Origin of the sequence: Borreliella americana (assembly GCF_021043605.1) — a bacterium.
GTDB lineage: Bacteria > Spirochaetota > Spirochaetia > Borreliales > Borreliaceae > Borreliella > Borreliella americana.
The window spans coordinates 1-9119 of the sequence record NZ_JAJNFB010000024.1 but is presented as its reverse complement, the minus strand read 5'-3'; the positions used below and the strand labels follow the sequence as shown (position 1 = coordinate 9119).

Sequence of the window (9119 nt, the reverse complement as noted above, 5' to 3'; positions counted from 1 at the left end):
TCATCTCCACCTAAATTTCATAGAAATTATAGGTGGAGAATTCTTTGTTATTTTAGTTGAAATAGTTAGCATTGATTCTTCAATCGGATATTTTACTTTAGTTCTAAAGGAATTTATATGGACAATTTAGAATTTAAAATTGAATTAGAAATTGGCTGGTTCGGGGGTCGAGCTAATATTGCCAAAATGCATGAAGAAGGGAGCGGCAATTTACCAGTAAGAAAACATTTATCTAAAATTGCTAGCAGTACTGAATTTAGAGAATACATCGACAATAATCATATAAATTCTAAGTTTAATCTTGACCCTAAATTAGGAATGCAAGCTATTGGACAAGCTTTTATTAGATACTATGAGAACTATGTACTATCTGGTCAAGTAAAACCCGATTTAAAGGCAAATACAATCAAAAGTAAATTAAAAAAAGGTAGCAGCACTACATCAATTCCACTTGTTGATACATCTAAAATGTTATCAGAACTTACTTATAAGGTAATACTTGAATGATTATGACTTTAGATATAATTTTAAGTTATTTACTTAAAATATTTCAAGAATTTAAAACTTATGCAACTGAAAATAATTTTGAGTGTGATATCATAAATACTTATAATCACCCATATCTTTCAAAAATTAATACCACTAGTCCCAATATAATAGCATTGAAATTCGATGGTACACAAAATCTATTTGATCATAATTCTAGAAATGGAGTATTTTATCAAAATGTTTTGGAGTTTAGTTTTACTTTTCAAATATATATTATTGCAATAGTGGTGAATTCTAGTGACTTTGATGCAAATTCACGCATGTTATTGCTTTATGGGCTGCTTAGCGAGTTTCTACACAATAAAGCTCATAAATATATCCTAACAAGTCTACAACCCAAATATTTGAATAAAATCAACTTTTATATTTACCCAATATCTAATATGCAAACAGTTGGACTTATTAATTTAGGCACAAAATATAGCAACAATGCATACAGTACTTCTGTAGCATTCAATGCTAGTATAAAAGCAATCGAAATTGTGAAGGAGGAGTACAAAATTGCCGCAAAATACAATTAATGTAAGTTTAGTTACCCCTAAAATTCAAGCTAGCAAACTTAATTATTATAATCCAATTTTGGTTTATAAAACATCCAAAATTAAAGTTACTCAAGATAGTGATAATTATAAAATATTGAGCTTGACTGTTAATAACTATGAACTACAGATTGAAACTTTAGAAAAAGATAGTGGAGATAGTAATAATCAGTTTGAAAAAGAAAAAACATTACTAAAAACCGCAATGTCCGATTTTTTCAACTCAAGCGAAGAGTCATTAAAAAGTGCTATACTTTTTATCTATAAAGATAAGCCTGAAAAACTAAAAAGCTACCTTAAAGCTCATAGGCACTCTTTTGTTGTGCTTATTAACACCCAAAATGATAATTCGAACGATGATGGACTAACAGTTTATAAAGACGACTATAGTAAGTTCAAAATGCCTTCAACTTTTTTTGTATTCTCAACAAAAGAACAAGAAATAAAACATCTATTTAACAGTAAAGGCAATGATAAGGCAAGAAATATCGTTGTTTATAGTAATAATAGGGATAATTTACACCTGAAATTTGTAAGTCAATATTTACATCAAGCTAGCATTTTCCATTCAACTAATCCTTATGGTATGCCATTAGCTGCTGCACCACTTGTTGACGACACTATAATTGGAAAGTTAAGAACTGCAAATATAAACTTTTATTCACTTCTTAATGAAACTGGCCTTGACGGTGTGCCTGCTTTTAAAGAGGGGGTTGACCTTGATGGAAATTCAATAGACGAGCTTTTCACTTATCACTATATAAAAAACGAGACCATTATTGAACTTATTAGAATTTGGAACAAAAACAATAGACAAAACAGTAAATTATCTGAATTGCAACTTAGTGGAGCTAGAGATAATGCGTATACTTCTGCAATTGAGTGCATGCTAAAAAGGTTCGTTGATAGGGGATTAATTATAGGGTACAAAGACTTAAAGCTCATTCTATCAGGCACTAACCAGCTTAAATTGGAACTTAGTGTAAATATTACTTATAACTTTAGTATTAATGACGTTGCTTTAGTAATTACTACTCAAGATATAGTTGATCATCAAAATAGTATAAGTGTATAAGGAGTTAAAAATTATGCGATTTTATGAATTGAGAGAAGTCTACTTTTCAATAGGTGGTAGACAACTACATAGTGGAAAACTGGAACTTACAAGTGAGCCTACAACAAGGGCAGTTGTTAGTACTGAAGATAAGGGAATACCCATAATAAGCTTAAGGGATCCTAAAACCATAACTTTTATCTTTAACTTTTCTTTGCTCTTGACTATTATCTTTCTTTTGATTTTGATTAATGTCCTTTTTTTGTTCTTGATTAACACTTGCTTGTTTACTAGGCATAGTAAAATTTTCATTTTCATAATTATTGTAAATAGGTGCCGCATCAGTATCAACTTCACTTTCTATGTTAAGGTAAGCAACTAGAGCATATCTTTTGAAATAAGTAATAGCCGAACCAACTAGTTGGGGCAACGTATTTATATTTTTAGAACCATTTTCATTGCTCCATTGTAAATTTTCTGTAAGTATTGGAGTATCAAATGAGTCTTTATACCCAGTATTTGTACTGTAAAACGTTGTTCTAACAACATGAAGTACTTGTTGCCCCTCCACAACTGTAAAAGTTGGAAATTGTCCAAAATCAAGATCTAAATTATGCTTATCAATAACATTTTTAATTTCCCTGACTATTTCGTTGAAATTCTGATATTTATATCCATAACCTTGAACACTTTTATCAATACCTGTTAGATTCATCCTTAAGGTTTTCATATCTTTTATAAAGTTAACTTCTGCTTGAATATTGTCTTGTAGATTGTTTTTATTTGAAATATTTTTCATATTTTGCCTCCAGCATCTATCATTTTTATAAATATAATTATATAGATAAAAAAAGTTTTTGTCAACTTTTTTACAAAAAAATCTTTACAAAAAAGCTAAGGGTTTAGCTAAATTCTTTTATAAAAGAATTTAGCTAAACCCCACTAGCTTTTTGAAAAAAATAGATACTGGTGGAAAAGATGTAAATAATCTTCTCTCAACACTATTGTAGTATAGACCAACTTTAAATTAAAATCAAATTGTCTTAATACAATACTCTACTTTTTCTAATTGCAAATATTCCAACAAATTCTTAATTTTTATTAATTTTTTTATCAATGTATTTACTTTTAATTGAAAAATGTGCTATAAGTTTATTTATAAACAATGATAGATGCTGGAGGCAAAACATGGAAAATCTTTTAAGCAATACAAAAAATGCACGTTCTAAAAATAAATTACAACATAAATTAATAGTTCTTATTTCAACACTAGAGTACATAAACAGAAAACATAAGAAATACACACAAAAAAACATACTCTATTACTTTAATGAAAATCACAAAAGAAACGGTCAAAATCCCATTAAACTGAAAACTTTACAAAATTATCTTTATAAATTAGAAAAAGATATTAAAGTTACAACCAACTACCACAAACACTTAGGAGTAAATTGTGGCACTGAAATATACTATCAACTTAATTTTTCTAAAAAAGAGTGTTACCAAAAAATAAACAAATACTTTCAAGAAAAAAAACTTTCAAGATTTCAAAATAGAGCTAAAAACGGCCTTAAAGAAAAATTAAATAAAAAAGGGAGTGTAGATTGTAAGGCGTGTTTTAATAATAAAAATAATATAAAAGAAGAAAAAAAGATTAACCAAATAGAAAAATACCAAATTAAGAATTATTTCAATAAATGTAACTTCAAATCCAAAAAATCTCTCTCAATTCTTAAGTTAAGAATTAATAAAAATACAATGTTTCAAGCATTAAAAATAGTAAAAAATATTGAACTTGATCTAATAAAAGGTCTAAATGTAAAATTTAATAAATCTTGTATTAAAGAAAAGCAAAACAAATTAAAAGAAATTTTAAGCAATACTCAAAAAGAATTACAAGAAAATGGATATAATCCCGAACAATTAAAAATAAATCTTCAAAAAGTATACAAAAATTACAAATTCAAACCCCATTTTATTATTGAAAACCACAAATATAACGATTTAAACAACATAAAACTCAAATTAGAAAAGTCGATTGAAAGAAAAAAAGAAAATTCTCAACAAAATTACTATAATTTAAAGATAAACATTTTCAGTATACTTATTGATCAACTAAAAAAAGATACAAGTATTGAAATTTTAAAGCCAATTATAAAAGAATATTTAAATAAGCAAAAGAAATTAGAATACAATAGATTATTTGATACTTATTACTATGAATTATTAGAAATTATAAAAAAGGTTAATGAAAAAGCTGTTTAAGGATTAGATATGCAAAACATAATAGAATCTGTACAAACAGAAGAAACAAAAGTTAAATGCAAAAATAAAAATCTTTTCATAAAAGTTGAAAAAGATAATGACAAAACAATGTATCACACAAAAATAATGATGGATATCTATAAATTTGGAATTTATGATAAAAAAAATGAATTTCGTATTTCATTTAGAACTTTGTTCAATCGATCAAAAGTCGAAGAAATTCACTTATACCCTATAAAAGAAGAAGATAAATTTTTAGGAATTTTTTATGGATATAGAAAACCTATAAAGAATGTCTTTGTAAAATATGAAATAAATGGAATTGAAAAATTATACAAATTTTTAAAAGTATATTACATGGAATTTAGATTTAAAACGGGAAGTGTTTTTTGTTACTTTAGAGGTATGGTACGATTTCTTCAAAAGGCAAAATCAAACACGCCTTATAACATAGCATTTATGGATATCTATACAAGATTAGAAAAACAAGTATATGAATTTTATGGTAAAAAACACCCGGAAAAAGGAATTTTTAAAAAATGGATAAAAAAAAACCAAAAATAATTACAATTGCGTCAATCAAAGGAGGCGTTGGTAAAAGTACAAGTGCCATTATACTTGCAACATTACTTGCTAAAGATTATAAAGTGCTTTTGATAGATATGGATACACAAGCGTCCACTACAAGTTATTTTTATAAAGAAATTTTAAATCAAAACATTGATATTGTGAATATCAATGTTTATAGAGTGTTAAAAGAAAAATTAGATATTAATGATTCAATTGTAAAGATTAAAGAAAATTTAGACTTAATTCCCAGTTATTTAACTTTAAATAAATTTTTAAGTGAATCTATACCATTAAAAGAGTTAAGATTGCAAAACAATTTAGAGTTTTTAAAGCAGAGATATCATTATGTAATAATAGATACTAATCCTAGTTTAGATTACACTTTGTCAAATGCTTTAATGACTAGCAATTGCATAATAGTTCCAATGACTGCAGAAAAATGGGCAGTTGAAAGTTTAGAATTGTTGGAATTTCACATGAACAATTTAAAAATAAAAATTCCAATATTTTTGCTTATAACACGATTTAAGAAAAACAATACTCATAAGCAATTGTTGCAACATGTTAGGTCTAAGGAGGGATTTTTGGGATTTATCCATGAAAGAGAAGATTTAAATAAAAAAATCGCTAAAAATGATGAATTTGATATGAGTAAAGATTATATTAATGAATATAAAGAAGTATTATCAAAATTTTTCATTATGTATGATAAGTACGTTCAATAAAACCGTACGGATCCGTACGGTTTTTAAATAAAAGAGGTTTATTATGGAAATAGAATTAAATAAGAGGATTTTATCTGAAGCAATAGATGATCCAGACGGTGAGAAGAAATTAATTACCAAAGAGGAGATATTGTCTCATTACAATGATTTAAAAAATAGGTTAAAGACCAATATAAAAAAGAAAATTTTTTATAAAGTAGAAAGTATTAGAATCTTAAAAGAAATCAAGGATAATGAATATTACAAATTAGATGGATATAAAAGTTTTGATGCTTTTATAAAAGATTATAAATTGGCAAGAACTCAAGTTTACATATATTTAAAATTAGCAAAAGCATTGCAAGCGGGAATTCTTAATGAAGATTATATAATTGAAAATGGTATTTACGATTCTCTTGATTTAATAGAAGGTCAAGAAACTTCAATAGTAAAAAAATCTAAACAAAATCCAATAAAACCCTTAAGATTTCAACTTAAGAGTCAAGAAAGTTACGACTTTTATAAAAGTAATGCGAAATTTACTGGGTATCTTTTAGACAAATTATTTAATAATGAAAAAGAAATGATTAAAAAAATTATGAAGGAATATAAACAATTAAAAGGATAGTAAGAAATTTTATGACTAATTTAGCGTACAGAACATATAACATAGAAAGTATAAAAAACGAATTTTCAAAAATAGGATTTAGCGAGGAGGCAATAGATTTTGTTTTTCTTCATAATGATAATTATAATTTTGAACTTTTAAAAGAGAAATTGATTGATGTAGAAAGGAATTTGCAAAAAGATATATCTAGTTTAGATATGAAGATTGATAATTTAGAAAAAAATTTAAATCTAAAAATAGATAATTTAGAAAAAAATTTAAATCTAAAAATAGATAATTTAGATACGAAGATTGACAATGTTGAAAAGAATTTGCAAAAAGATATATCTAGTTTAGACGTAAAAATTAATTATGTTAAAAATGAACTTAATACTAAAATAGACAATGTTGAAAAGAATTTAAATACTAAAATAGACAATATAAAAAGTGAACTTACTAATAAGATTGAAAATGAAGTAAAGAATTTGCGTAAAGATCTTAATATGGGTAACAGATTAGTACATTTTATGATCATAGCATCAACAATTTTTGGACCATTTATTCACTCGTTCTTATTGCAATATTTACAAGGTGTTAAATAATTGAATAATACACAATTTGTTTTTTTAATATTATAATGCTGCTAGTGAATAATACTGGAAAATAATTTGGTAGTTTTACTTTCTTCTAAAGTAAAACTACTTTTTACTTTTTAACAAAAGAATCCAAATAAAAAAAATCAGCTAATTTCTCTTCTTGAAGAATTAGTTGATTTACAAATTTTTACAAACATTTTTTTACAAAAAAGTTGACAAAAACTTTTTTATCTATATAATTATATTTATAAAAATGATAGATGCTGGAGGCAAAATATGAAAAATATTTCAAATAAAAACAATCTACAAGACAATATAAATAGCGGCATAAATGGAGAATTCAAAATGTTATGTGTTAACCAACAAAGTTTTATTGGTTGTGAAGTATTCGAGGAAAAAACATTTCCCATTAAAGAAAAAAATAAATTAAGTAATATAGGCAAAAAATTACCTGGAATAAGCAGCAAAGAGTGTTTTAGATTTAATCGTAATATTGATTTTAGTCTTCAAAGAAACAAGCTTAATAGATATGGTGCTAGCGAAGTAGGTAATATTCTTATTGGAGGTACTGGACTAAAAGATTTAATGATTAATAGAGTGCTTCAATGTTTTGGAATAAGTATGCCTTTTGAAGAGAACTTATATATGCTTAAGGGCAAAGAGTTAGAAAATTTAGGATTTAGAGAATTTGTAAAGGCACAAGGTGATAATATTTCGGTTTTGTACAAAAACAAATATGCTAATGGTGTTGATAAATATAATTATTTCAAAAAAATGGGAAGTTCAGAAACTTTAGTAGGTTCAACAATTGATGGATGGTTTATTAATGATAATGGTGATTTAGAACTTCTAGAAATTAAGAGTAGTGATTCTAATTACATGAGCAGTGCTATTGAGAAGTACAATAAAAATGGCAATTTTTTGAGTAGTAAATATTTTTTCAAATATTATGTGCAGGCACAAATGCAGCTAGCGTGTACTGGACTTGAGCATTGTAATTTGTTCTTTTTGATCGACGCTGCACCAACTAACTGTAAAATTAGGAGAAATGAGGCCTTAATATCCAAAGTGTTTAAATTTGTTGAAAAATGTGAATTGGAAATTAAAAATTTGGAAAAAGATATTTATAGTAACTATAGAGACGATTACTTAATGGCACGCAATTTCAACAAGGATGTGTTTATAAAGCTTGTTGAAGATTTAGTAGAAAGAAGTGATTTTTATAGTTCTGGAGTTGAGTTTGATTGGGCAAAAGAATTTATAGAATATGTTGATTGTGTAGACCTTGAAATTACGGATGAACAAGCTGCTGAAAAACTTGCGTGTAATTTAATGGCGTTTGATAGGGAAAGAGAAGAAGTGAACAAAATTCAAAATGAATATAGAAAAAGAGAAAAGCCGCATAAAGATAGGATGAAAATGATAATTGAAAATATTATGAATACATATCCACTAATTGAACAGCTAAATTATAAATTTGGAGAGTTTATGTTTACTCTTGACCCTAAGAAAAGGGCAGTATCAGATAGATTAAAGGGACTACTTCCAACAAGTGGTAAAGTCTTTTTCCCTGGCAATATAGCATTTGCAAATAGTGTCAGTGTCCCCATGTGAATGGGTGCACTATAAAGTAAAAAAATAATTTAAAATTGGAGGAATAATCAATGCTTATTAATAAAATAAAACAAAGTAATAGAAGTTTACACGAAGAAATACAAAGATGGGGGTGTTATTTTTTATGTTTGCATTATTATGCAAGCTTTTTTAAAAAGCTTGAATTTAGTGTTTATGAGATTAATGCAGCTTATCATAGGTTTTTAGATTTTGGGTATATTAGGAGCAATTGTTTTATCAAAAATCCATGCATGATACTTAATTATTACGGAATTAGAAGTAGCGTAAGGTATGAATCTTGTGCTTATTTTGGAGTTGATAATGAATTTGAAATAAGTGAGGTTAAGATCAAGGATATTAATGGATTTCACTTTATTGCTACAGAAAAACAAGAAATATTATATGATTCGCTTGATTTAAGGCCTCTTAGAAAAGAATTTAGAGTAACTTCAAAACGCATATTTAAAATAAAATAGTTTTTTTACAGTTTTAAATTATTTTTAGTACATTTATAAGCTTGAATTTTGTTTGCAGAAGAGAGTCCATAGATATTATCAATTTCGGAAGTTGAAGAATATTTCATAAGTTCTTTAATTTGGAAAGAGTTGTAGCCATTAGATT

11 protein-coding genes and 3 pseudogenes are annotated in these 9119 nt (G+C 26.3%); 12 read left to right on the top strand and 2 right to left on the bottom strand.

Annotation, left to right across the window (positions count from 1 at the left end; all coding sequences use genetic code 11):
* The 5 genes and pseudogenes from LRB30_RS05140 to LRB30_RS05120 form a co-directional block, all read left to right on the top strand.
* A partial coding sequence (locus LRB30_RS05140) for a DUF1506 family protein (protein WP_231019961.1) occupies positions 1-130 on the top strand: 130 nt, incomplete at its 5' end.
* Positions 118-507, top strand: coding sequence for a hypothetical protein (locus tag LRB30_RS05135; RefSeq protein ID WP_231019958.1), 390 nt, complete (start codon positions 118-120; stop codon positions 505-507). The genes LRB30_RS05140 and LRB30_RS05135, both read left to right, overlap by 13 nt.
* Positions 504-1070 (top strand): DUF764 family protein, encoded by a 567-nt coding sequence (locus tag LRB30_RS05130; protein ID WP_231019956.1) that lies wholly within the window; start codon positions 504-506, stop codon positions 1068-1070. The genes LRB30_RS05135 and LRB30_RS05130 overlap by 4 nt, the downstream gene beginning before the upstream one ends.
* On the top strand, positions 1051-2163 hold the full coding sequence (locus LRB30_RS05125) for a DUF787 family protein (RefSeq protein WP_231019954.1): 1113 nt from the start codon (positions 1051-1053) through the stop codon (positions 2161-2163). Before LRB30_RS05130 ends, LRB30_RS05125 begins: the two co-directional genes overlap by 20 nt.
* Before the next feature lie 13 nt (positions 2164-2176).
* Positions 2177-2365, top strand: a pseudogene (locus LRB30_RS05120) (DUF1463 family protein); the annotation flags it as partial.
* On the opposite strand, the pseudogene LRB30_RS05115 reads toward LRB30_RS05120, so the two are convergent.
* Positions 2330-2941: pseudogene (locus tag LRB30_RS05115) on the bottom strand (ERF family protein); the annotation flags it as partial. The pseudogenes LRB30_RS05120 and LRB30_RS05115 overlap by 36 nt on opposite strands.
* A gap of 389 nt (positions 2942-3330) precedes the next feature.
* On the opposite strand from LRB30_RS05115, the gene LRB30_RS05110 reads away from it, so the two are divergent.
* From LRB30_RS05110 to LRB30_RS05080, 7 genes are all read left to right on the top strand, one after another.
* Positions 3331-4407, top strand: coding sequence for a plasmid maintenance protein (locus LRB30_RS05110; RefSeq protein WP_231019952.1), 1077 nt, complete (start codon positions 3331-3333; stop codon positions 4405-4407).
* Positions 4408-4416: 9 nt separating this feature from the next.
* Positions 4417-4971, top strand: coding sequence for a DUF226 domain-containing protein (locus LRB30_RS05105; RefSeq protein ID WP_231019948.1), 555 nt, complete (start codon positions 4417-4419; stop codon positions 4969-4971).
* A complete protein-coding gene (locus LRB30_RS05100) occupies positions 4947-5702 on the top strand; it encodes a ParA family protein (protein WP_231019946.1) in 756 nt (251 codons plus the stop codon). The genes LRB30_RS05105 and LRB30_RS05100 overlap by 25 nt, the downstream gene beginning before the upstream one ends.
* Positions 5703-5745: 43 nt before the next feature.
* Positions 5746-6309, top strand: coding sequence for a chromosome replication/partitioning protein (locus LRB30_RS05095; protein ID WP_231019944.1), 564 nt, complete (start codon positions 5746-5748; stop codon positions 6307-6309).
* Between the two features lie 11 nt (positions 6310-6320).
* Positions 6321-6890 carry a Bdr family repetitive protein gene (gene bdr / locus LRB30_RS05090; protein WP_231019942.1) on the top strand — a complete coding sequence of 190 codons (570 nt, stop codon included), beginning with the start codon at positions 6321-6323 and terminating at the stop codon, positions 6888-6890.
* A 270-nt stretch (positions 6891-7160) separates the two neighbouring features.
* Positions 7161-8498 (top strand): DUF244 domain-containing protein, encoded by a 1338-nt coding sequence (locus LRB30_RS05085; protein ID WP_231019940.1) that lies wholly within the window; start codon positions 7161-7163, stop codon positions 8496-8498.
* A 50-nt stretch (positions 8499-8548) separates the two neighbouring features.
* The gene (locus LRB30_RS05080) at positions 8549-8974 is read left to right on the top strand and encodes a DUF261 domain-containing protein (protein WP_231019937.1); all 426 of its coding nucleotides are present in this window, start codon (positions 8549-8551) and stop codon (positions 8972-8974) included.
* 5 nt (positions 8975-8979) lie between these two features.
* Here LRB30_RS05080 and LRB30_RS05075 read toward each other — a convergent pair.
* Positions 8980-9119, bottom strand: a pseudogene (locus LRB30_RS05075) (site-specific integrase); the annotation flags it as partial.